This is a genomic window from Fannyhessea vaginae DSM 15829 (assembly GCF_000159235.2).
GTDB lineage: Bacteria > Actinomycetota > Coriobacteriia > Coriobacteriales > Atopobiaceae > Fannyhessea > Fannyhessea vaginae.
On sequence record NZ_ACGK02000002.1, the window covers coordinates 201,925 to 224,365 of the forward strand.

General features: G+C 41.2%; 22 protein-coding genes and 3 tRNA genes. 23 read left to right on the forward strand and 2 right to left on the reverse strand.

Annotation, left to right across the window (positions count from 1 at the left end; translation table 11 throughout):
• Window positions 1-26: 26 nt before the first annotated feature.
• From HMPREF0091_RS04970 to secG, 3 genes are all read left to right on the forward strand, one after another.
• Window positions 27-1,217, forward strand: coding sequence for a phosphoglycerate kinase (locus tag HMPREF0091_RS04970; protein ID WP_006303210.1), 1,191 nt, complete (start codon window positions 27-29; stop codon window positions 1,215-1,217).
• The gene (tpiA, locus tag HMPREF0091_RS04975) at window positions 1,210-1,974 is read left to right on the forward strand and encodes a triose-phosphate isomerase (protein WP_006303211.1); all 765 of its coding nucleotides are present in this window, start codon (window positions 1,210-1,212) and stop codon (window positions 1,972-1,974) included. The genes HMPREF0091_RS04970 and tpiA overlap by 8 nt, the downstream gene beginning before the upstream one ends.
• A 288-nt stretch (window positions 1,975-2,262) precedes the next feature.
• Entirely contained in the window at window positions 2,263-2,511 is a 249-nt protein-coding gene (gene secG / locus HMPREF0091_RS04980) for a preprotein translocase subunit SecG (RefSeq protein WP_006303213.1), read from the forward strand.
• Window positions 2,512-2,698: 187 nt separating this feature from the next.
• Here secG and HMPREF0091_RS04985 read toward each other — a convergent pair whose 3' ends face one another.
• Window positions 2,699-3,412 carry a DNA alkylation repair protein gene (locus tag HMPREF0091_RS04985; protein ID WP_010242144.1) on the reverse strand — a complete coding sequence of 238 codons (714 nt, stop codon included), beginning with the start codon at window positions 3,410-3,412 and terminating at the stop codon, window positions 2,699-2,701.
• 354 nt (window positions 3,413-3,766) lie between these two features.
• Here HMPREF0091_RS04985 and HMPREF0091_RS04990 point away from each other — a divergent pair, with 354 nt between their 5' ends.
• From HMPREF0091_RS04990 to HMPREF0091_RS05070, 18 genes are all read left to right on the forward strand, one after another.
• The gene (locus tag HMPREF0091_RS04990) at window positions 3,767-5,416 is read left to right on the forward strand and encodes a peptide ABC transporter substrate-binding protein (RefSeq protein WP_029575194.1); all 1,650 of its coding nucleotides are present in this window, start codon (window positions 3,767-3,769) and stop codon (window positions 5,414-5,416) included.
• Between the two features lie 361 nt (window positions 5,417-5,777).
• A complete protein-coding gene (locus HMPREF0091_RS04995; protein WP_006303217.1) occupies window positions 5,778-6,815 on the forward strand; it encodes an ABC transporter permease in 1,038 nt (345 codons plus the stop codon).
• Window positions 6,816-6,826: 11 nt separating this feature from the next.
• Entirely contained in the window at window positions 6,827-7,816 is a 990-nt protein-coding gene (locus HMPREF0091_RS05000) for an ABC transporter permease (RefSeq protein ID WP_006303218.1), read from the forward strand.
• Window positions 7,817-7,819: 3 nt separating this feature from the next.
• Window positions 7,820-8,950 (forward strand): ABC transporter ATP-binding protein, encoded by a 1,131-nt coding sequence (locus HMPREF0091_RS05005; protein WP_006303219.1) that lies wholly within the window; start codon window positions 7,820-7,822, stop codon window positions 8,948-8,950.
• Window positions 8,950-10,065: an ABC transporter ATP-binding protein gene (locus tag HMPREF0091_RS05010; protein WP_006303220.1), complete on the forward strand. Its 1,116-nt coding sequence runs from the start codon at window positions 8,950-8,952 to the stop codon at window positions 10,063-10,065. The genes HMPREF0091_RS05005 and HMPREF0091_RS05010 overlap by 1 nt, the downstream gene beginning before the upstream one ends.
• Window positions 10,066-10,452: 387 nt before the next feature.
• Window positions 10,453-11,385, forward strand: coding sequence for a cysteine synthase A (gene cysK, locus HMPREF0091_RS05015; RefSeq protein WP_006303221.1), 933 nt, complete (start codon window positions 10,453-10,455; stop codon window positions 11,383-11,385).
• Between the two features lie 112 nt (window positions 11,386-11,497).
• Window positions 11,498-12,364 carry a serine O-acetyltransferase EpsC gene (epsC, locus tag HMPREF0091_RS05020; protein WP_006303222.1) on the forward strand — a complete coding sequence of 289 codons (867 nt, stop codon included), beginning with the start codon at window positions 11,498-11,500 and terminating at the stop codon, window positions 12,362-12,364.
• A gap of 360 nt (window positions 12,365-12,724) precedes the next feature.
• Window positions 12,725-13,324, forward strand: a complete 600-nt coding sequence (locus HMPREF0091_RS05025; RefSeq protein WP_006303223.1) for a hypothetical protein — start codon at window positions 12,725-12,727, stop codon at window positions 13,322-13,324.
• Between the two features lie 10 nt (window positions 13,325-13,334).
• On the forward strand, window positions 13,335-13,769 hold the full coding sequence (locus HMPREF0091_RS05030) for a hypothetical protein (RefSeq protein ID WP_006303224.1): 435 nt from the start codon (window positions 13,335-13,337) through the stop codon (window positions 13,767-13,769).
• Between the two features lie 221 nt (window positions 13,770-13,990).
• Window positions 13,991-14,081, forward strand: a tRNA-Leu gene (locus HMPREF0091_RS05035).
• A 135-nt stretch (window positions 14,082-14,216) separates the two neighbouring features.
• Window positions 14,217-16,220, forward strand: a complete 2,004-nt coding sequence (locus tag HMPREF0091_RS05040; RefSeq protein ID WP_006303225.1) for a GAF domain-containing SpoIIE family protein phosphatase — start codon at window positions 14,217-14,219, stop codon at window positions 16,218-16,220.
• Window positions 16,221-16,293: 73 nt separating this feature from the next.
• Complete coding sequence (locus HMPREF0091_RS05045) at window positions 16,294-17,037, forward strand: anti-sigma factor antagonist (RefSeq protein ID WP_006303226.1); 744 nt, start codon at window positions 16,294-16,296, stop codon at window positions 17,035-17,037.
• A gap of 165 nt (window positions 17,038-17,202) precedes the next feature.
• A tRNA-Gly gene (locus tag HMPREF0091_RS05050) sits at window positions 17,203-17,278 on the forward strand.
• Window positions 17,279-17,344: 66 nt separating this feature from the next.
• Window positions 17,345-17,418: transfer RNA gene (locus HMPREF0091_RS05055), tRNA-Cys, on the forward strand.
• A gap of 619 nt (window positions 17,419-18,037) precedes the next feature.
• On the forward strand, window positions 18,038-18,292 hold the full coding sequence (locus tag HMPREF0091_RS05060) for a hypothetical protein (protein ID WP_006303227.1): 255 nt from the start codon (window positions 18,038-18,040) through the stop codon (window positions 18,290-18,292).
• A gap of 58 nt (window positions 18,293-18,350) precedes the next feature.
• Entirely contained in the window at window positions 18,351-18,575 is a 225-nt protein-coding gene (locus HMPREF0091_RS05065) for a hypothetical protein (protein WP_006303228.1), read from the forward strand.
• 828 nt (window positions 18,576-19,403) lie between these two features.
• Window positions 19,404-19,526: a hypothetical protein gene (locus tag HMPREF0091_RS06305; protein ID WP_006303230.1), complete on the forward strand. Its 123-nt coding sequence runs from the start codon at window positions 19,404-19,406 to the stop codon at window positions 19,524-19,526.
• A 171-nt stretch (window positions 19,527-19,697) separates the two neighbouring features.
• The gene (locus tag HMPREF0091_RS05070; protein WP_006303231.1) at window positions 19,698-19,889 is read left to right on the forward strand and encodes a hypothetical protein; all 192 of its coding nucleotides are present in this window, start codon (window positions 19,698-19,700) and stop codon (window positions 19,887-19,889) included.
• A 25-nt stretch (window positions 19,890-19,914) separates the two neighbouring features.
• Here the strand turns inward: HMPREF0091_RS05070 and rlmD are convergent, their stop codons facing one another.
• A complete protein-coding gene (rlmD, locus tag HMPREF0091_RS05075; RefSeq protein WP_006303232.1) occupies window positions 19,915-21,264 on the reverse strand; it encodes a 23S rRNA (uracil(1939)-C(5))-methyltransferase RlmD in 1,350 nt (449 codons plus the stop codon).
• A 70-nt stretch (window positions 21,265-21,334) separates the two neighbouring features.
• Between rlmD and yqeK the strand changes: the two genes are divergently transcribed.
• Window positions 21,335-21,994, forward strand: a complete 660-nt coding sequence (gene yqeK / locus HMPREF0091_RS05080; protein ID WP_006303233.1) for a bis(5'-nucleosyl)-tetraphosphatase (symmetrical) YqeK — start codon at window positions 21,335-21,337, stop codon at window positions 21,992-21,994.
• Window positions 21,995-21,998: 4 nt separating this feature from the next.
• A complete protein-coding gene (gene rsfS, locus HMPREF0091_RS05085) occupies window positions 21,999-22,418 on the forward strand; it encodes a ribosome silencing factor (protein ID WP_160149232.1) in 420 nt (139 codons plus the stop codon).
• The last annotated feature ends 23 nt before the right edge of the window (window positions 22,419-22,441 follow it).

The window sequence follows — 22,441 nt, forward strand, 5'->3', positions numbered from 1 at the left end:
GTCTAAAAGTTAAAAGGAGTCTTACTATGGCCTTTACAAAAAAGACCGTTCGCGACATAGACGTTAATGGCAAACGCGTTCTTATGCGTGTCGACTTTAACGTACCGGTAAAAGACGGTGTCGTAGGCGATATTACCCGTATTCAAAAAGCTATTCCTACTATTAAGTACCTTAAAGAACATGGTGCAGGTATTGTACTTATGAGCCACTTGGGTCGCCCTTCGGGTACTGGTTACGAAGAAGCTCTTTCTTTGGCTCCTGTTGCTAAAAAACTTGAGGAATTGAGCGGCTATAAAGTATCTTTTGTTGCTGATACCTATGGCGAAGAGGCAAAAGCTGCTGTTGAAGCAGTAAAACCAGGTGACATTTTGTTGCTTGAGAACGTTCGCTTCTTAAAGGCCGAAAAGAAAAATGACCCCGAAGTTGCAAAGAAGCTTGCATCATATGGTGACATTTTTGTACTCGATGCCTTTGGTACTGCTCACCGTGCACAAGGATCTGTCGTAGGACCTGCTGCATATATTCCTGCTGTTGCAGGCTTTTTGCTCGAAAAAGAAGTCGATACACTTACTTCTATTTTCTCTGAGCCTAAGCGTCCATTTGTTGCTATTGTTGGTGGTTCTAAAGTTTCAAGCAAAATTGGCGTTCTTGACCACTTAATTGATTCGTGCGACACACTTATCATCGGCGGAGGTATGGCATACACATTCTTCCTTGCCCAAGGTTATCAAGTTGGTACGTCGCTTCAAGAGCCCGATTGGGTTGAACGCGCAGGTGAAATGCTCAAGAAAGCACAGGAAAAAGGCGTTAAGATTTTGCTTCCTGTTGACAACATTGTTACCGATCACTTTGGTGAAGACGCTGTAGGAGAAGCTGTTGCTTCTAACGCAATTCCTAGTGACCGTATGGGCATGGATATTGGTCCTAAAACCGAGAAACTCTATGCAGATGCTGTTTCTGGTGCTGCTACCGTATTTTGGAATGGTCCTATGGGTGTATTCGAAATGGATCAATTTGCACACGGTACCGAAGTTGTTGCAAAAGCTATTGCAGATTCTTCTTGCACCTCAATTATTGGCGGTGGAGACTCTGTTGCAGCTATCAATAAGTTTGGTCTTGCAGATAAGATGAGCTGGATCTCTACTGGTGGTGGAGCATCTATGGAGCTTGTTGAAGGCAAGGCACTTCCAGGAGTGGAGGCGCTTTTAGATGCGTAATGTAATGATCGCAGGCAACTGGAAAATGAATAAAAATGTCAACGAAGCTACAGAACTTGCATCTGGCTTAGTTGATGAATTGCAAGACGGAACTGGTTCGGTCGATGTTGTTGTTTGCCCTCCAACTGTTGACCTTAAAAATGTTGCCGATGTTCTTAAACAAAGCTCGGCTCAAATTGCTCTTGGTGCTCAAAATGTCTATTGGGAAGAATCAGGCGCATATACTGGTGAAACTGCTCCTTCTATGCTTACAAGTGTTGGAGCAACCTACTGCATTATTGGACACTCCGAGCGTCGTGGCTATTTTGGAGAAACCGATGAGGATATAAACAAGAAGGCTCAAGCTTTGCTTGCTCATCATATTGTTCCAATTTCTTGCTGCGGTGAAAGCCTTGAGGTTCGTGAAGCTGGTAAGCATGTTGAGTTTGTTGTTGAGCAAATTAAAGCAGACACCAAAGGTTTAAAGCTTACTGATCCATCGCAATATGTAGTTGCATATGAGCCAATTTGGGCTATTGGTACAGGCAAAACTGCTACTGCTGCCGATGCACAAGAGGTTTGCTCGGCTATTCGTTCTACCCTTAAAGAGATCTTTGGCGAAGAGCTTGCTTGCGGCATTCGCATTCTTTATGGCGGATCTGCAAAGCCTGAAAATATCAAGGGCTTCCTTCAAGAGCCTGATGTCGATGGTGCATTAGTTGGTGGCGCTTCTCTTAAGGCTGATTCTTTTGCCGCTATGGTTAAAGCTGCAAAATAGTATGTAAATAAGACACTTTTATGCATGTTTGTGTAGAAGCGCTGTTTTAATACGTTTTAAGAAGCAGGTATCAGTGGATATCTGCTTCTTTTTTTGAGTTGTTTGTATTGTTCTATTTTTAACGTAACCGATATTCTTTTTCAATTTTGGTGCTCCATCTTTTCTACCAATTTTGTCTAGCTTTCGTTTATATCTTAAGTTTGTGATATCATACATGTGTTTTATTGTGTGTTCGCGTAACACATGCGCATGATGTGCGTCTGCTGTATGCGATGAAAAGGAGTATTCGTGAGTCCACTTAATTTTGCTCTTCTGGTTGTGCTTGCACTTTCTGGTTTCTTTACCGTTATTCTTATTTTAATGCACTCAGGAAAAGGAACAGGCGTTTCCGACATGATTGCTTCTTCGATGTATAACTCAACTGCTGGTTCGGGCGTTTGGGAGAAAAACCTTGACCGTCTTACCATTATCATGGCGCTTATCTTTGGTCTATGCATTTGTGTCATGGCCTTAACATTTCCTTTGGGTGTCATCTAAGCTCATATTTTTTCAGCCTACTTTGGAATCTAGATTACAAATTTATGAATACGCACGAGCAATCGTGCGTTTTTGTTTATGTCGTGCATGAGGTTTTCTCAAAGAAACATTTATGTGGCTTTAGGTATTTTAGTTCCTTTCAACCTAACTTTTTTCCAGAGGAACTCTTTCTTAAACGAGCTCTTTCTTAAACGCTTTTACGTATATCTTCGCCTGTGATGATCTGCTTTCCTTCTCGGATTTTTTGCATGCTTCGCTTTTTAATACGTGTGTCAAGATGTGTATTAGTTGCTAGATAGTTACTTATAGAGCTGGGATCTTTCTTATAAAGCGTTTGTATATACCACGCCGCGCCCATTTGCACGTAATAGGGCATATCGTGGGGTAAGTGTGCAATGATATCTAAGCTAGCCAACTTTTCATGTTGCGTCAGCTTAGAGCAGCCAACAAGTTTTATAAGCAAAACAAGAGCAATACGCTTACCCCATGGATCATCTTTTTGCAGCCACTCTAGTGCTTGTTTTGCATAATTCCAAGAGTTTATCTTAAGCATTTTTGGCGCAGTGCAATCTGTTACCATCCAGTTAGTGCAAAAGGGGATAAACAACCCCATTCTATCTGTCCACGTTTCAAAATGTGTTTCATTATTTAGCATAATCATATGCAGCATATTCATTTCAAGATAAGGATGCGGAAGTGCCTGTAAAAATTCACCGCGGAGTTTCTTGTTTACCTTATTTGCATATGTACGTAAAAGGGGAGTGCGTATTCCTAAAATGGTCTGCGGGTTAGTATGAGGCACAAGCTTTGCATTAAAACGTGCAAGACGTTCAGACTGATAAGGGCGTATATCACGCAAAATCTTTGCATGTACATCTTTTAATAAGCCATCTTTTTGCATGTAAATCTCCATGGTTGTAGCTGTTTTAATCGATAGTAGTATAAATGATCTCTGCAAATAATGAGTATAGCCGCATCTATAGTGCCAAGATACAAGAATATGCTGGTATTTGGACAAAACATGCATTGCAATGCAGCACATAAGAGAAAAATACTTACAAATCAAAAAACAAATGATACGCCACTATGTCTATTGGAAAAATTAGCCTCAAGTATTTCATAATTGTTAACATTTATAGAAAGAGTTTGCATACGTATGCATAACGGGGCAAAATAATACGCAAGGAAAGTTCGTTATCCCGTTCGTGTATTCAAGCGTGCGTATAACGTTTGGACTATGAGTATTGGAGGCATCATGGCGAATGAGAAGCTTATGATGGGGCGTCGTAGCTTCATTGGCGGCAGTATCGCTGCAGCTGCATTAACTGCGCTTGCAGGATGCGGAAAAAAAGGTGGATCTGCTTCAGGTGACAAAAGTGGAGGAAGTAAGGGTGGTACTCTTAAATTCTACATTAATGAGCCTGTTGCAATTGACCCGTATAACACTCAAGAATCAGAAGGTAGCCAAGTTGAGCACAACTTGTTCGATCCTTTAACTACATTTGACTGGAAAACTCACAAGGTTGTTCCTTTAGCTGCAGAGTCTTGGGATATATCTGATGATGGTTTAACCTATACCTTCCATCTTGTTCAAGGTGCAACATTCCACAACGGTGATAAAGTTGATTCACAATCATTTAAACGTGGTTGGGAGCGTATTGCATCTCCTAAGATGAAAACTCCTTCTCAAATCTCATTCCACCTTTCACCAATTGCTGGTTATGAAGAATTCCACAGTGGAAAAGCAGATTCTATTTCTGGTCTTTCTTGCCCAGATGAGAATACTTTTGAAGTTAAGCTTACTGCTCCTATGTACGACTTCCCCTATGTAGCAGCATGTATTGCTTTGGTTCCTGTTCCTCAGGCAGCTGTTGACTCACCTGATGACTTCTTGCTTGCTCCTATTGGTAATGGTCCTTACCAGATGGATGGTAAATGGGAAAGCGGTCAAAAGATCGTTCTTAAGCGTTATGACAACTACTATGGTTCCAAGAAGGCTAATCTTGATTCCATCGTATTCTCGATTCAAAAAGACCCCAACACTGCTTATCGTGAGTTTGAAGCAGGCAACATGGACTTTTGTGCTGTTCCTACAGGACGTCTTAAAGAGAATATCGACAAATATGGTCAATCTGCAGATGGTGACACAGTAACTCCTGATAAGCAAGTTCTTACTGGTCCAACGCTCGGTGTTTACTATCTCTTGCTTAACCTTAACGATCCAGTTATGAAAAACGTCAATCTTCGTCGTGCAATTTGTATGGCAATTAACCGTCGTAACATTGTTGACACCTTGTTTGAAGGACTTCGTACTCCTGCAACTAGCTTCATTCCTGTTGCTTTGGATAACGATCCATTTAGCGCTTGGAAATACTGCAAGTATGATGTTGATGCAGCTAAGAAGCTCATCGACGATAACGGACTTAAAGGCACCGAAATTACCCTTACCTATAACTCTGGTGGTGGACACGAAGACCTTATGTCTGCTGTTCAAGGTGACCTTAAGGCTATTGGCTTGGAAGTTAAGCAAAAGACTCTTGAGTGGGCTGCTTACTTAAGCGCTTGCCAAAATGGTGATTACCAAATTGGTCGTATGGGCTGGGTTGCTGACTATCCAACGCTTGATAACTTTATTTATCCTTGCTTCTTCTCAACTGCAGAAAACAACATGGGTAAATATAACAATCCTGATGTTGATAAAGCTATTAATGCTGCACGTCTTGAGAAAGACGAAGAGGCTCGTAAGGCTAAATACCGCGAGATCAATGCTCAAGTTGCAGAAGATTGTCCTTTGATTCCTATTTTGTACTACTCACACAATCACGTAGGTTCTTCAAAGATTCAGCAATTCTTCTACAATCCACAAAGCATTGGTAACTTTGTCGACGCAGAAGTAAAGGCTTAAGTCCTTACAACGTCATACGTGTGTAGTACCTTAGCAGGTATGTAGTGCGGGAGCTGACATCAAAATGGTCTGCTCCCGCTTGCTATATCAAGAATTTACAAGATTCATAGATGTAAGCTAGGTACTTTGCGTTTGACATTGCATTTTGAGGTGAATTGTGCAAAAAACGAGTATCTTGTGTTTTCTCTTTTAACATTGTGTTAAAAATTCACTGTATCTTTTCTAATAGGCTATACTTTTAAAGTCTATGTAATTAGCTTTATATGCATTAGGGCGTATATATGAGCGGTAGAGGGTTTTCATAGCGCGCTTGCAGCTAATTATTTGTTTGTTGTCAAACTAAACAAGGGGATTCGTACTTATGATCAAGTACATAATGAAGCGTCTTCTTCAGTTTATACCTGTATTTTTAGGTGTAACACTTATCCTGTTTGTTATGGAAAATGTGGTTCCTGGAGATCCTGTTAAGCTTATGGCGGGAGAGAAGAAACTCGACGCAGTAACAGAGCTTAATTTAAGAGCTACCTTCCATTTTATCGAGACCGATGATAATGGGGCTCCCATATTCGATGAACAAGGCAATACCATAGATACTCCTTTATGGAAACGCTATGCCTTGTTTGTAAGCGGTTTGCTTCAGGGAGATTTGGGCGTTTCTTTCCAGCGGAGCGGACAACCTGTTACACAAATTCTTCTTGCTAAGTATCCGTATACTATTAGCCTTTCCATAGTTGCTATTTGTCTTGAAGCAATTGTGGGAATTGGTGCTGGTATGATTTCGGCAATTAAGCGATATTCGTTTTGGGATATGTTTGTAACGCTTGCAACTTCGGTACTGGTTGCCATGCCTGCATTTTGGCTTGGTATGCTTCTTCAGCTCTTCTTTGGTATTGTCCTTAAAGATCTTACTGATGGATTCTTCTATTTGCCAATCTCTGGTGTAGGTGGTCCTGGCTCTAACTTTGATGACTGGATGTATTATATTCTTCCTGCTGTTACTCTTGCTTCTGTTTCTACTGCATACGTTGCAAGAATTATGCGTTCGCAGCTTTTGGAAGTTCTTAACCAAGATTATATTAGAACTGCTCGTGCAAAAGGACTTTCCCGTCGAAACGTTATTTGGCATCATGCACTTAAGAATGCGCTTATTCCTGTCGTTACCTATATCGGTTTGGATTTCGGTGGTATGATGGCAGGAGCTATTCTTACCGAAACCGTTTTTAACTGGCCTGGCGTTGGTTTTGAAACCTATCGTGCTATTACACAGCGCGATTGGCCTACTGTTTTAGGATCGGTAACCGTAATTGTTGTGGTGGTTATGGTCATCAATCTTCTTGTTGATGTTTCATATGCCTTCCTGGATCCTCGCATTAGATTCAGTTCATCTAAGAGCGAATAAGGGGAGTGTGTATGATGAGTTTAAAAAATATGTTTGATAAGTCAAAAAAATTAAAGCCTATAGGCATTCAAACTCCTGAGGAGCAAAAAGAAAATGCTCCTAAAGAGGGCTCTGATCCTATTGATAAACCAAAAACCAGAACTATGTGGGGCGATGCGTGGGGACGTTTAAGCCGCAACAAGCTTGCCATTGCTTCCATTATTTGGATTATATTTATGATTTTAGTAGCCTTAACTGCCGATCTTTGGGTACCTCAAACACTGGGTAACCCAACCGAGATTGATTCTACGACAATGGCGCAGAGTTCAAGACTTCCACCATCGCTTGAGCATCCTTTTGGTACCGATACGCTCGGACGTGACGTGTTGTGTCGTGTTATCTATGGTGCGCGTATTTCACTCTCTGTTGGTGTGCTGGCTACTCTTATTTCGACTGTTATTGGTTTGGTCATGGGTTCGTTCTCTGCCTACTATGGTGGTATTTGGGATACGCTTATCATGCGCTTGGCCGATATTTTTCTCGCGTTTCCCTATATTTTGTTTGTAATTGCCATGTTAGCAGTTATAGGGCCTGGTATTCAAAACGTATTTCTTGCTATTGGTATTCTTGGATGGCCTTCGATTGCGCGTGTCTTTAGGTCGGCTATTCTCTCTGTTAAATCAGCCGATTTTGTTGATGCTGCCCGTTCAATGGGAGCATCTGACGCTCGTATTATTATGCGTCATATTTTTCCAAACTCTGTTGCATCTATCGTCGTTTACTCTACGATGAATATCGGTGGTGCAATTCTTACCGAGTCTGCTCTTTCCTATCTTGGTATGGGTGTTATTCCTCCCGATCCTTCCTGGGGAATTATGATTCAAGATGGTCAGATTTATCTTGCAACACAACCTTGGCTTATGATTATGCCGGGTCTTGCAATTCTTACAACAGTTTTGTCCTTCACGCTTTTAGGTGACGGTCTGCGCGATGCGCTTGATGTAAAAATGAAGGATGCATAAGCCATGGGGTCGAAGAAAATGTTTGATGTATCAAAGCTGTTTGCTTTTAGAAAAAAGAAAGATGGTGCGTGGGTAGATCTTAAGAATCAACCTGTACCTGAAGGTGCACACCTTTTGGAAGTTGATAATTTAAAGATGTACTTCCATACCAAAGACGGTATTGTAAAGGCTGTTAATGGCGTTTCGTATACCCTTGACCGTGGAGAAACACTTGGTGTTGTAGGTGAATCTGGTTCTGGTAAATCGGTTACGTCTATGACAATTATGGGTTTAATCGATATGCCTCCAGGAAAAATCGAAGGTGGCGATGTTCGTTATCGTGGTCACTCTTTGCTTAAGATGAGTGAGCAAGAGATGGAACACATCCGTGGTAATGACATTGCTATGATTTTCCAAGATCCAATGACATCTTTGAATCCTGTATATACTATTGGTCACCAGCTGAGCGAAGGTTTACGCTTACATAAGGGTTATTCAAAAGAGGACGCGCTTAAACGCTCTATTGAGCTCTTAAGCTTAGTAGGCATTCCAAATCCCGAGCAGCGCGTTAAAGAGTATCCGCATGAGTTTTCAGGTGGTATGCGTCAGCGTGTTATGATTGCTATGGCTCTTGCTTGTGATCCAGATATTCTTATTGCTGACGAGCCTACAACTGCTTTGGACGTAACCATTCAGGCTCAAATTATTGAGCTTATGCAAAAAATGCAAAAGAAAAATGGTAACGCTATTATCATGATTACGCACGATTTAGGTGTTGTTGCCGACGTTGCCGATAAGATTATGGTTATGTACGCAGGTTCTCCTGTTGAGTTTGGAACAGCTGACGAGATATTCTACAATCCAATGCATCCGTATACCTGGGGTTTAACGCGCTCTATTCCAGATGCGGTTATGACCGAGAAAAAGCCTTTGACGCCCATCGAAGGAAATCCACCTTCGTTGGTCAATGTTCCTAAAGGATGTGCGTTTGCACCTCGTTGTCCGTATGCAACAGATTTATGCAAGCAAAAGCGTCCAGAACTGTTTGTTACCGAAACTGGACATTATTCACGTTGTCATTATGCAAATGACCCCGAGTTTATTTTGGCGCATACGCCCGAAAACTCAAGAACTAGGAAGGGAGGCCAAAAGTAATGAAAGAGCACATGCAAGGTAGTGACGCTCAAGAAAGCCCAACGCCTTTAACCCTGGCTGATATAGAGTCTAACGTAAGCTCAGAGCATAAGTTTACTGGTAAGCCTCTTTTACATGTTGAGCATTTGTCAAAATTATTTCCTGTATCAAGTGGCGCTCTATTTGGCAAGATGAAGAAGCGCTATGTACACGCGGTAAATGACATTTCGTTTGATATTTATCCTGGCGAGACCTTTGGACTGGTAGGCGAGAGTGGTTGTGGTAAGTCTACAACGGGTCGTTGTATTATGCGTTTAATTCAGCCTTCTTCTGGTGTTGTTGAGTTTGAGGGTAAAGACATCGTTAAGATGAATAAAAAGGAATTAAAGCATATGCGTCGTAATATGCAATATATATTCCAGGATCCTTATGCATCTTTAAACCCTCGTTTGACTATTGGCGAAATTGTTTCTGAGCCTTTGGTGATTCACAACGTTATGCCCGATCGCGAAGAACGTATAGATTATGTTCGTAAACTTTTGGATGTTGTGGGTCTTAATCCTGAGCATATTAACCGTTACCCACATGAGTTTTCAGGTGGTCAACGCCAGCGTGTTGGTATTGCGCGTGCGTTTGCATTAAAGCCAAAGCTTATTATCTGTGACGAGCCTGTTTCTGCTTTGGACGTTTCCATTCAAGCTCAGGTTCTCAATCTGTTGAGTGATCTGCAAAAAGAGTATAAAACTGCCTATCTGTTCATTGCGCACGATTTATCGGTTGTTCAGCACATTTCCGATCGTATTGCCGTTATGTACTTAGGTAACATGATGGAATTTTCAGATTGGAAAAGCTTATATGCCGAGCCTAATCATCCCTATACGCAGTCTTTGTTGAGTGCAGTTCCTATTCCTGATCCAGATATTCAGCACAACCGTAAGCGCATTATTTTGGCAGGAGATCCTCCTTCCCCAATTAATCCGCCTTCGGGTTGTCGTTTTCATACGCGCTGTCCTATTGCAAAAGATATCTGTGCCAAAGAGCCCATGCCTCAGCTGAAAGAAGTTGCACCGGGTCATTTTTGTGCATGCCATTTTGCAGAAACGAACCCTATAAAAGAGGACTCCATTAAGTTGTAAGTTTCTAAAGCGCACGTTTTTTTACGAGACGTGCGCTTTTATTGTATTAGTACGTGTGTTTCTTAGGCGCTCTCCTACGTTTTAGAATCAACTATGTTAGTTTGACAAACTCAAATCCATTCGTTATAGTCGTCTCCTATTACAATTTCGGCGGATAAAGGAGCGCGCATGTATCATACCAATATGATGACATGTTGTTAACGTTACGTTACTGTGGTGCATTTCATAAGAGAAGTATTGTTTGCGGGTACTAGGCATAGATAACATCTAGTTTGTGTTAAATGCTTTTACACTAGAACCCCGCAAATACGTAATCACTTTATTATCTAAAATTACTTTTAAAAATTAAAAACAATTAAATAAAACCAATACGTAAGGGGAAATATTATGTCTACCATCTATAAGTCCATTCAAGAACTCGTAGGTCGCACTCCACTTCTTGAACTCACACACATCGAAAAAGAATACAATCTAGCAGCAAAAATCCTCGTGAAACTTGAATACTTAAACCCAGCAGGCTCTGTAAAAGACCGCATCGCAAAGCAGATGATTGAAGAAGCAGAGGCCGCAGGCATGCTTAAACCAGGCTCTGTAATTGTTGAGCCAACTTCTGGAAACACGGGTATTGGTCTTTCAATGATTGCGCAAACCAAGGGATACAAAAGTATTATTGTGATGCCAGAAAGCATGTCTATTGAACGCCGAAATCTCATGAAAGCTTACGGCTCTGAGCTTGTGCTTACTCCTGCTGCAGATGGCATGAAAGGTGCAATTACAAAGGCGAAGGAAATCGTTGACAGTACTCCAAACGCATGGACTCCAGGACAATTTACCAATCAAGCAAATGTACACGCGCATTACAACACAACTGGTCCAGAAATTTGGCAGGATACTGACGGAAACGTTGATATGCTCATTGCTGGTGTTGGAACTGGAGGCACAATCACGGGTACTGGTACCTATTTAAAGGAGCAAAATCCGCAGCTTGAAATAATTGCAGTAGAACCAGCTGATTCTCCTGTTCTCTCAGGTGGTAAGCCAGGAGCTCACAAGATTCAAGGAATTGGCGCGGGGTTTGTGCCAGAAGTGCTTAATCAAAACATTTACGATCGTATTTCTCAGGTAACCAATGAAGATGCAATCGAAACTGGCAAACTTATATGCAAAAAGGAAGGCATTCTTGTGGGCATTTCTTCTGGAGCTGCAGTTTGGACAGCGATTGAGGAAGCAAAAAGAGAAGAAAACATCGGCAAAGTCATTGTTACGATACTGCCAGATTCAGGAGATCGATACTTGTCTACTGCATTATTTGAAGACTAACTTTATTGAGGAACATTACTATAAAATCGCGAGTTTTGATCAACTAATACATGCAGACACTACATAATAATTGAAACGAGAAAATAAAAAAGAAAATACTGGAGATTAATGTATGAATAAGTATCTTGACCTTACAAATCAACTCAACTCAATTCATGATTCTGACATAAGACAAGCTACATTCATACCTAATTACCGTAATGTTATTGCGCTTATAGATGCAACTTGGGTTGCTTTGTTTCCTGAGTTGCATGTGTGCAATGATGATAGCGCGTTGCTTAATAGCAACAAACATGAAGCACATAACGCAAGAAATAGTTTGCTAAATACTATAACAAACAGTGCAATATATAACATGGAAAGAATTTTGTTGCACGAGCTTACAATCTATACAACTGACAAAGAAAAAATTCATGAAACTTGCAACAGGTATCTGCAGCAACTTCCAAATATTAAAAAACTTCTTCTTACGGATATTAAATCTATGTATGAAGGAGATCCAGCTTGCACAAGCAAAATAGAAGTCGCACTTGCGTACCCTGGTTTTTACGCTTTGCTCATTCATCGTACAGCTCACACACTTTACGAGCTTAACGTGCCGCTCATACCTAGGCTTATGAGCGAATACGCCCATCAAAAAACAGGTATTGATATTCATCCAGGAGCAACAATTGGTCCATATTTTTGCATTGATCACGGAACTGGCATTGTTATAGGCGAAACAACCGTAATAGGAGAACACGTTAAGCTCTACCAAGGTGTCACGCTTGGTGCAAAAAGCTTTTCGTTGGACGAACAGGGAAATCCTGTAAAAGGTGGAAAACGACACCCGAATATTGGTGATAACGTAGTAATTTACGCGAACGCTACCATTTTAGGTGGACAAACTACAATCGGTAGTGGAAGCGTAATTGCGGCAAATGCGTGGATCAACCGCAGTATTCCTGCAAACACAACCTATCACTTTCCTAAGGCCTAATACACGCTTACAATACTAGGGTTGTTTATACAAGTCAGTAGAACACTTGAGGTTACACGAGTTAGTAGCACGTTTTTTATCAATTTATCTAAATTGTTTGATTTAGTAATAAAACGTTTTACATTTTCTCAGTGCAATTTTAGGCTTCTTGGATGTTCTCATAACTTTTGAAGTCAAGCAATGCCTGTGTTTTACTTAGTGTTCGACTTAAGTCTGAAATTAGCGAATCATGAGTATTTTTTAAGTTAGCTGCACAACTTCCAAAATAATTAGTTGTGCTTTTAAATAGATGTTGATTGTGTTATAATTCTCATGAGGTAAAAACTCACGCCCATAATTTTTTGTGATGATTGGAGTATCATGAGAAATAAGAGTTGTTTGTTTTCACTGTTTTTCGCTATTTTGATGTTCTCTTTTCCTTATTACTCGGTTGCATATGGTCAGGATAATCGTTATATATCTACGGAATATAAGAGAATTTTTCAGTCGTATGAGGTTGGCGATATTCTAGCCGACGAAGATTCAGAATTTGTTAAGACTTATCTGATAAAAGATCAATTATTAAATCCTCTATATGACGTTGTGAGCGGAGCTGATAGAACAACTGCCGATGTTAACGAAACTGACTCTCAATTTGGTACGTCTGTTTCGTTAACAGGTACAGTGTGGCATACGGGAACTTTTAACTATAATTTTGGTGGTAGATTGAATGGATATGTGACATCTGGACCCGTACCTAAGAATATGACAATTACAGTTTCTTGTATGGCATGGGGTCTTGAGGGTACTCAATTGGGACTTGCATATAAGGATCAGGTTTCTCATACTGTCTATAATTCTAAGTCAATTTACATGAATAAAAGCAAAAATTATAGTGGAGTAACAGCTGTTCATAGTATCAATACGGCGTTAGATGTAACCACTGCTTCAGGTGAGGGTTTTACCGTTAACGCAAACTAAAGAGGTTGCGATGAACTTTCAAATTCAATGCATTCGTACGTGTGCACAAGATTTTGTAAGAAGCTTTCTGGTATTATGTCTTTTCCTGCCTTTCTTTGTTTACCCAGATCAGATGTATATGTCTATAACTATGCCAACAGGTGGCTCTATAGCAGTGTTTATTTGTCAACTCTGTATGATGGCTGCGGTTATGAGTCTTTGTAATTGTGTGCTAGATTCAACGCTTCATCCTTTTATCCGTTACATTAAGGGTTTCACGCTCGCTCTATTTTTACAGCTTCCTTACGTTGTAATGAGCTATTATGCTATGAGTTTTCTTTTTCATGTTTTTGGTATCCATGCAGATATGATTCATACACTTATAATGTCGGTATTATACCTTGCTCCTGCGCTTTTATGTGTCTTTACGACATATCAGCAACATCTTGAACGAGCTTCTAGGTAAGTTGAAGTAAATGTATGGGGGATAGTTCCATCATGATGAAATTAGGTGTTCTCATAACTTTTGAAGCTAACCAATGTCTGTGTTTTGCTTAGCATTCAACTTAAGGCTGAAATTAAATGTTTTGCATGATTTGTGGTATTGAGCGTTATTTCAAAAAAAAATTGAATTGACACTTGCATTACATAGTCAGAGCATGGTAGTATACATTTCGCGCAACAAGCGTCGGAGTGGCGGAATTGGCAGACGCGCTAGCTTGAGGTGCTAGTGACTGACTAAAAGGTCGTGCGGGTTCAAGTCCCGCCTCCGACACCATTTTTGAATGATAGGACTCGAAAGAGTCCTTTTTTCTTAAAGAGCGTATTTCTATTGCTTATGTTACAAATAACTTGCTTCATGCGCCTCAAGCCTCAAAGCAAGTTATGCTTTCATACGTCCTATGGAGGCTCTATGCAAGATGTAGATATATCACATATGCAGGATTCCTATAAGGAGCTTCAAGATAAGCTTAAAACCTCTCAAAAGCGCACTCGAGGACTGCTTGATATCGTGTTAGATACACTTGATGCAAAAGATATTGACACACTTTGCGCGCGCGTGCTTAAGCTTCTTACGCAAACCATGGATGCTACGGCAACGCTTTGTTACATTCATACGCATGATGGTTTTTATCTTCGAGGTACTCAGAGCAATATCGATCTCGCAGGTATTCCTCATCACTTTCCCGACAAGGTAGCGTGTAGGCAAGATTGCTTGTGTTTTAATCCACATGAGCTATCAACGCAATGCTTTACGGTTGTGTCGCCTGATGAGGCAGCTGTTGAGCCTTTAACACATAAGCATAATGCTTCACCCACAACAAATACTTATTCACAAGATACTACACCTGATGTTGTATTTTTACGTGATGACAAAACGGGGGATATCACGCGCTTAAAAGCCTGTAATGTCCCACCCTTTAGTTCATTTGTAAGCGTTCCCGTTTGGTATGGCGAGCGCGTGATTGCGCTTTTGCTTGTTGGTTATAGTGCTGTGCATACGTTTGATAAGAGTGATCTTGATTATCTTAATGGGATTGCACGCTATTTATCGATACAGTTGATTGGCGCGATAACTGCCGCTCAGGCACAGCGTGAAAATCGCTTGATTGCAACTTCAAGCAAGCTTCGTGAATCTATGTTGCATGCGCAGGAAATAGGCTTATCACACGTTTGGAAATACGCAAATCTTGCAGCCAAAGCAATTGATACAAAGCTGATATTTGTCTGTGATGAAAAAAGCTATTGCTCTTTGTATGTCCATAGTGCAAACCATCAGGGTGAACCTACGTTATTTTCTGGCGCTTCTAAGACGTGTAAAACGCCTTTGCCTGCAGCAGAATTTTTTGCGCAAAGTCCTCACTATCCCGCTTTTAGTTTTGATTGCCCGTGTTTTTCGGCTGCGCTTGGTATTCCCAAGCATGTGAGTATAAGTACGTTTTGTGCTCAAGATAGCCTTGGAGCTGTGCTTAAAGATCAGGCTATTGTAGGTACTGGTGCATTGGTTGATTTTGGGCTTTTGGGTTCAAGTCGTTGTATGTGCATTTTTGTTCGTGAAGAAAATAGTGCACGCCTTGATTCTGCCGATCTTAACTTTTTATCCCGTTTGGCTCACGATATTCACGATACTACTACCAATGATCAGCGTCACGCGTGCGATCAACACATAGCTCAAGCTTTACAAACTGGTATGACCAATGAGTTGCAGCAGGTAGAAGGCATTACCGCTCAGGGTATTTATTCGTCAGCAACACAGACAGCTACCATCGGAGGCGATTTTTACGATCTGATTAGGCTACCAAAGTGTCGCGCATGCGTTATTATGGGCGACGTTTCGGGAAAAGGTGTTGAAGCGGCAAGTGTGTCGGCTGCGGTTAAAACGGCTTTACGCGCCTATGCGTGGCAAGGTCTTATGCCTGCAGTGCAAGTGCGATTGCTTAACAGGTTTCTTTTGAGCTTTTCTCGCGTCGAAACTTTTGCAACATTGTTTATAGGCATTATCGATTTGCAAAAAGGCGTTATTACCTATTGTTCGGCTGGTCATCCTCCTGCAATGCTTATACGGGCTTCTACGGGTACTATTGAGCAACTTAACGTTCAGTCCGGTGCTGTGGGTGCTTTTAGCGAAATGAGCTATACAGATGGCACTACAGAGCTTTTTGAGGGCGATATTCTTGTGCTCTACACTGATGGTACAACTGAGGCTCGCGCGCAAGACGGGAGTTTTTTTGGCGAGGACGGCTTAATGGACGCATTGCTGCGTGAGCGAAGCCAAGGTATTCAAGGACTGCCGCAGCGCTTACTTGATCGTCTGGATGCGTTTACTTCTCAACATCTTCAAGATGATGTGGCAATTGTTGGTCTCAGATTTGACGATGTACATGTAAAAGTGTGTCGCGATTGTTTGCTAGACTAAGTGCCGTCTGCAATAAGATTTGTATACGTGGCTGTTTTTGTATATTGTCAGCATTTAAGGGAATAAAAACCATATGAATGTGATTCCAAACATAGTAGTTATTCCGCTTAAAGGCGATTTAGATGTGACCACGGTAGCATCTGCATCGGCGCTGATAGATTCATTTTTGTATCGCGAATATCCGCGTATGATTTTGAATCTTGCTGACGTATCTTTTATTGATTCGTCGGGTATGGGGCTGTTGTGGAGCACGATGAGGCGTATACGTGCACATCAAGGGATTATTTCTATGATCAATGTGCAGCCTCAGGTGTTGGCAATTTTACGTCGTGCGCGTATGCTTGATTTTATTCCCTTAAGAAATAGCGATGCCTTTTGTCAAAAGGACATGTTTCAACCGCATGCCTTGCCTTTGTGGCAGCGTGTGATTCAAATAGATCCCAAGCATTTATGCACCACGCGCAGCCGCATTCAAGAAGAATTGAGCCAGCTTGCGTTTAGCTCGGACGAACTTTTTGACCTTATGCTTGCAATAGGGGAGGCTATGGGCAATGCTGTTGATCATACGGATGGTTCTTGTTCGCTGGTGAGAATTAGTGCGTATTCCGATCGTGCGATTGTGGATATAACCGATTGTGGCGAAGGCTATGAGATCACATGTGTGGAAGATCTTCCCAAAGTTGATGAGGGAGCTATGCGTGGTCGCGGCATTCATTTGATGAGCCTTTTGGTGGATGGTTTATCTATAGGTAAACGTTTGGGGCACAGCGGTACACGTGTTCATATTGTGAAGTTCATATCAGCTGCGCGCGCTTAAATGAAAGTTTATTCGCTGATATTCTTGATTATTACTGCAGGTCAATAAGGGATAATTTGCAATTATAGGTTCTGAGTTTATTTGTGTAGTATCAAAAATTTGCTATCAATTTAAAAATGAGTCTTGCATTCTTGTTCGGTCTTGCGTATATTATCTATTGCGTTCGCGGGCTTAGCGCAGTTGGTAGCGCGCAACCTTGCCAAGGTTGAGGTCGCGGGTTCGAACCCCGTAGCCCGCTCCATTGATTTTAATGACCGATTTTATCGGTCTTTTTTATATCTGATGTATGTGCGTGCATACATCAATCGGCGAGATGGCCAAGTGGTAAGGCAGAGGCCTGCAAAGCCTTTATCCCCGGTTCGAATCCGGGTCTCGCCTCCATTGAATAACCGCAGGTAGAGCGTCCAAACGGCGCTCTTTTTTTGTACGATTTTACCCTATATAAAACCAACCTCAACCTATCGGTAATTCCGACAGGTTGAGGTGTGAGGCAAATTATTACTTTTTCTAGAATCAAAATGAAATAAAATATATATCCATGTACTAAAATCTAACGATGTGTTTTGTCATATGCAGTAAGAAGACGCTGTGAGCAATAATCAGTAAAGCACTTGTAAGCTTGATTATAGCGCTTTAATTATTGAACTCATACAGCTGACATCAAAGAGCCCAAAGCTCAAGGATAAAAAGCAGATGGGCAGAAATAAGAATAGGCGCTTGTATACAATTGCGCACGAGCGTCTTGTTTCGATTATAGGGGGTTCATTATGGAACAAGCAATTCATATGATTATCACAAGTGCTATAGGGTATATTATTGCTCATTATATTGTTAAGGCGCTTGATAATATAAGAAAGAAGAAATAATAACGCTAACTAAAGCATAAAACGCGCAAAAGCTAACCGTAAAATGTAGATGTACAATATAAAACAGATCGTTTCTTTACCGATGATATAGACATTTACCTCTCCTAAAAATAATTTTGGACGATAGGGGAATCATGATTTCTTTTGAGCAAGCCAAGAAAAAGGCACAAGATAGCGTGGGCAATTTTCAAGAATTTGATTTGTGCGTAGAACACGATAATGCTTTCGTTTTTTACAGTGGCAACGATTGTGAAAATGAAGAACCTGTTATCGGTGGTTGCACCTCGCCTTTTATTGTTTGGAAAAAGGATGGGTCTATCGATTTTAGTTTTGCAGCAGCGATGTTTCATGATACGTTAGGCACCGAATTAAAAGAGATGAAGCTTTAACATTTAATCTTTTGTAAGCGTTTAACCGAGAATTCGTTCTAAGTTTTAGGAGGTAATCATGGTTGATTATGAGCAAGCTCTATCTATTGCAAAAGACCTTTTAGGGAAAGTTGATAAATGTTGTGAGTATAAAGACTATTATGTGTTTTCCTATCACACTCCAGTGGTTGAAGACTCCTCCTCAAATCTTGTTGCGATAGAGAAAAAGACTGGGAAAGCCTATAACTTTATTGCAGTAATCACAGAGCTTGGGAAAATGCTTCGTGAAGGCAAAGTAAAATAAGAAGCCGTTCTTTATTGTCATCTGCAAGCCTCAAATTCATTAGACCGCCCGCGTGGCGGTTTTTGCGGTAACCTTAAAGCTCAAGCTCGCATTAAAAAAGAGAACTAGCACAATAATTACAGGTCATATTTTGATAGTTCATATAAAAAGACTTAAACAGTTTTATTATTTGGGTAAAAAAATAAAGGTAGCATCGAAGGGATCCACTCCCTAAGATACCACCTCTATTCCCTAATCACTATACACCAACTAATTTTGTTTATCAAAAGCACAGATGTTAATTTTTAAGCTATCTCAATGAAACAAGGAGACATCTCGATCTGATTTGAGTGATGTTATGACATTATGTTTTCCATGATATAAAGCTATACAGCATATTTACTTGTAAAAAAGAGCCCCATGCCGCAGCGTTGCCACGGGGGGGGGTGCTCTTTTCAAAAACTATACCACATTTTACTTCGACGCCTAAAGATACACGCAAACACCCTTTTGAAAAGGAACAGCATGGGTGTTATGGCGAAGTCCGAATAATTAACTCAAAAGGCGAGATGAAAATAATAAAAAGGCTAAACCCCTCTGAATAGGTCAGTGGGGAAGCCTCTTTATGCTTAAATTATAACAAAATTTGACTCGCTTATCAAAGTTACACCCGTGCGCCTTTTAATAATTCCGCTGTACAGAGTGTATTTGAGCCATCAGTACAATAGATACTCTTTCTTACATGATAGACATGGCTTTTAGCATGATTACAATGGAAATAATTATAACTACCTCTAATATGTAACGAAGGATACAATAATATACAGCAACAACCACAAATGAACTAAAATGATTAAATTGAACGAATCAGAGGTTGTTGCTTTTGCCGCTGATGTTCTTAAAGAAGCAATTTCAGACGATTTATCAGGGGTTATCCTGTATATGCTTTTGAAAGACAAAAACGACAAATAAATAAAAGATTACAAGGCGTGGTGCTGCGCGCCTTGTAATCCATCTTACCAGATTAAGGGGTTGATAGAATGGATTACATAGAGTTTTTACTTAGTTTTATACGCCAAGTTATAGCCAGTATGATTGGTATATATATCGCGTATATAATAATCAAGAAATGGGAGAAACATCATGGCAACTCAAGCACGCCTAAGAGCAAATAATAACTACGTTAAGCACAACGTAAAAAAGGTAACAATATCGTTTTATCCAAAAGATAAAGATATATATGCATGGGTTGCGCAACACACTGGCATGGCTGGTTACATTCGCGACCTTATTGTGAAAGACATGCAAGCTCACAACCAAAATGAGCAGCAATGAGCAATGAGCAGTGAGCGACAGTGCCTTAATCTGTATGTAGCAGTAAGCAAACGTTTTCAATATGCCAGCTCTGCGGAAATAGATCAACTGGTGTAATCTTTGCAGGTAGATATGCGCCTTTATCAATAAAGCGACGTATATCGCGGGCAAGTGTTTGCGGATCGCACGAAACATACGCAATTGCGCGCGCCCCACTTTGTGACAATTTATCGCAAACGCCCGCTTCCAAACCAGCTCGCGGTGGATCAACCACAATGACATCGGCATGAGCTTTTGGATATTCGCGCAGAGCATCTCCGCCAATTGCCTGAACGTTATGTAAATTAAAAAGTTTAATATGCCTGCGCAAATCTTGAATAGAACTGCCTTGCGCTTCAACACCTATAACATCACGCGCGCGCTGGGCAAGTGGAAGCGTAAACGTTCCTGCTCCGCAATACAAGTCAAGTGCTGTTTCGTTTGGTTGTACATTCAAATCATCCATAACGCGCTCAATAAGTTTTTCGGCATTGTGCGTATTAACTTGAAAAAACGAAGGAGCAGAAATCCGCATGCGTCTACCTGCAATAAGTTCTTCCCAATAGCCTTTACCGTACAACTTTTCTACACCGCACACACGCCTTGCGCGACGCGATCCTTTGGTTAGAACACGTACAATGGAAGTGAGCTCTGGTGCTGCAGAATTCAGAATTTTTACCACATAGCCACGTGGGAAAGCACCAGGAGTGGTCCAAAGCGCCAGTTCTACGTCTTTTGTACGAACTGAAGTTCTCAGTGCAATGCGCTCGATGCCCAACTCCTGTGAGCGTGCAATAAATTGCAGCGCGCCCGTAATTGATTTGGTCAGTTTGGAAAAACGTTTATCAACAAGTGCACAACTTAAAACTTGGACAAGCCGCTTTTGAATAGGATCATACATGCCCAAATAAAAGTTATTATGTTCTGTACTTGCACTGAGCTCAATTTTATTGCGATAGCCCCATTGTTTTTTAGAAGGAATTACATCTCTTACTAACGTTTGTGCTTCATCGGCCTCTATATGTGCCGTGCGTATAAGCGCATCCACAACATTTGCTTTTTTAGCTTTGAGCTGTTCGTCATATGCAAGGTTTGCCCACGGACATCCACCTGCTTGTTCGTCGTATGTATACGCTGGTTTTACTCTATAAGGTGATGCGGTAAGAATTCGCGTTACCTCGGCGCGTAGATAGTGCTTGGCTTCCTCGGTGATCGCAGCTTCGCATACGTCGCCTGTTACTGCTCCGCGTACAAACACGCACTTGCCATCTGGCATATGCGCGATAGCTTCAGCTCCGTATGACATACGTTCTATGGTTATGGGTCCTATAATCGTAGCGTTTTGACGCAAAATCACCGTATACCTTTCTCACAAGTGGTAAAACAGTTACTATTTTAATAGCTATTGGCACGGTGAGAGGAGCAAAATGGCGTCTTTTGAATCGCTTTCATCATTTGAACGTTTTACGCCACAATTTTCTCAAAACGACAAACGCACAATTACCTTGCTTACGCAGGCGTTAAGCGCGCGCATGAGTGAGGTTAACCCTCGGCGTTTTGCGCATTGTAAAAGTGTTGCTCAAACTGCTGCGTACATGGCAAAAGTTTACCAGCAGAATCAAACGCATGCCTATATTGCTGGACTTTTGCACGATTGGGATAAGATTTTAAGTACACCTGATCAAATTGAAAAGGCACAGCATTACGACATCGATATGGGCGCACCTTTGGAGCAAACCTGTCATCTTTTACATGGTCTCACTGCTGCTTGTGAGTTACACGAACGCTTTCCTGAACTATCAGATGATATTATCGACGCGATTCGTTATCACACAATTGCACGGACTAACATGAGCGCACTTGATATGATCGTTTTTGTTGCCGATGGAATTGAACCGCTGAGGAAGCCCTATCCTACGCTTGATGCTATTCGCGCATCTGTTGGGACACAACCTCTTGATCGCGTCTTTTTTGAGTCGTTTACCAGCGGTCTTGTGTACGTTCTTAAAACGCAGCGTTATCTTTATCCGCCAAGTATTCAGCTTTATAATCACTATATTCGTACGTTTGCTCATATTGGAAAGTAGTATTGTGGTGCACTTTAGTGAAAAAACGCTTGCTTTATGTGTTGCTCAGATATTGCATAGTAAAAAAGCCGAGCATACAGCTCTTATTACGTTGCCGCCTGAGCGTGGTTTGTGTCCATACATGGTGGTTGCAACCGCGCGTAATCGTATTCATTTGCACGCGCTCTTACAAGACGTTGAAGATGGAGTGCATAAACAAGCGCATGAGCTTCCAAAAGCTGTGGAAGGAATCCACGCCAATTCGTGGGTGGTACTCGATTACGGCTGTGTTATGGTGCACATTTGCACCGCCGAAATTCGCACGCTGTATCGGTTGGAATATATTTGGGAAGACAGTTCTGTACAATATTTAGATGACTGTACGTGTGCGGATAAAGATAGTTTTGAGAACCGCTGTGCGAACGACGTGCGACTAACAAAATGATACGCACTTGAGCACTCGCAGAC

Coding starts and splice junctions, on each gene's coding strand:
- HMPREF0091_RS05045 (WP_006303226.1), top strand. CDS start 16,294: ATGAATGTGATTCCAAACATAGTAGTTATTCCGCTTAAAGGCGATTTA.
- HMPREF0091_RS05040 (WP_006303225.1), top strand. CDS start 14,217: ATGCAAGATGTAGATATATCACATATGCAGGATTCCTATAAGGAGCTT.
- HMPREF0091_RS05005 (WP_006303219.1), top strand. CDS start 7,820: ATGGGGTCGAAGAAAATGTTTGATGTATCAAAGCTGTTTGCTTTTAGA.
- HMPREF0091_RS05065 (WP_006303228.1), top strand. CDS start 18,351: ATGGTTGATTATGAGCAAGCTCTATCTATTGCAAAAGACCTTTTAGGG.
- HMPREF0091_RS04985 (WP_010242144.1), bottom strand. CDS start 3,412: ATGCAAAAAGATGGCTTATTAAAAGATGTACATGCAAAGATTTTGCGT.
- HMPREF0091_RS05000 (WP_006303218.1), top strand. CDS start 6,827: ATGATGAGTTTAAAAAATATGTTTGATAAGTCAAAAAAATTAAAGCCT.
- HMPREF0091_RS05070 (WP_006303231.1), top strand. CDS start 19,698: ATGGCAACTCAAGCACGCCTAAGAGCAAATAATAACTACGTTAAGCAC.
- HMPREF0091_RS05030 (WP_006303224.1), top strand. CDS start 13,335: ATGAACTTTCAAATTCAATGCATTCGTACGTGTGCACAAGATTTTGTA.
- HMPREF0091_RS05060 (WP_006303227.1), top strand. CDS start 18,038: ATGATTTCTTTTGAGCAAGCCAAGAAAAAGGCACAAGATAGCGTGGGC.
- HMPREF0091_RS05010 (WP_006303220.1), top strand. CDS start 8,950: ATGAAAGAGCACATGCAAGGTAGTGACGCTCAAGAAAGCCCAACGCCT.
- HMPREF0091_RS06305 (WP_006303230.1), top strand. CDS start 19,404: ATGATTAAATTGAACGAATCAGAGGTTGTTGCTTTTGCCGCTGATGTT.
- HMPREF0091_RS04990 (WP_029575194.1), top strand. CDS start 3,767: ATGGCGAATGAGAAGCTTATGATGGGGCGTCGTAGCTTCATTGGCGGC.
- yqeK (WP_006303233.1), top strand. CDS start 21,335: ATGGCGTCTTTTGAATCGCTTTCATCATTTGAACGTTTTACGCCACAA.
- HMPREF0091_RS05025 (WP_006303223.1), top strand. CDS start 12,725: ATGAGAAATAAGAGTTGTTTGTTTTCACTGTTTTTCGCTATTTTGATG.
- tpiA (WP_006303211.1), top strand. CDS start 1,210: ATGCGTAATGTAATGATCGCAGGCAACTGGAAAATGAATAAAAATGTC.
- HMPREF0091_RS04995 (WP_006303217.1), top strand. CDS start 5,778: ATGATCAAGTACATAATGAAGCGTCTTCTTCAGTTTATACCTGTATTT.
- cysK (WP_006303221.1), top strand. CDS start 10,453: ATGTCTACCATCTATAAGTCCATTCAAGAACTCGTAGGTCGCACTCCA.
- HMPREF0091_RS04970 (WP_006303210.1), top strand. CDS start 27: ATGGCCTTTACAAAAAAGACCGTTCGCGACATAGACGTTAATGGCAAA.
- epsC (WP_006303222.1), top strand. CDS start 11,498: ATGAATAAGTATCTTGACCTTACAAATCAACTCAACTCAATTCATGAT.